Raw genomic sequence first — 234 nt, forward strand, 5'->3', positions numbered from 1 at the left:
AAGCGAGTAAGATATAAAACGTTGCGTCACAAAGATGCAGTTGGTACTTTGAAAACTGAACAAAGTTTCGCAGTGTGCGGGTCAAACGAAGTTTGATCCAAACAAATAAGCGAAGTCAATTCGCAAGCAAATAATCTGGAGCAGATTAAAAAGGCACAATTTCAAATTGAGAGTTTGATCCTGGCTCAGGACGAACGCTGGCGGCGTGCCTAATACATGCAAGTCGAGCGAGCT

Annotated in this window: 1 rRNA gene; it reads left to right on the top strand. The window is 43.2% G+C overall.

The features are described 5' to 3' along the window. Positions 1-162: 162 nt before the first annotated feature. A 16S ribosomal RNA gene (locus lacNas_RS06920) occupies positions 163-234 on the top strand; the annotation flags it as partial.

Origin of the sequence: Lactobacillus nasalidis, assembly GCF_016587775.1 — a bacterium.
Lineage (GTDB): Bacteria > Bacillota > Bacilli > Lactobacillales > Lactobacillaceae > Lactobacillus > Lactobacillus nasalidis.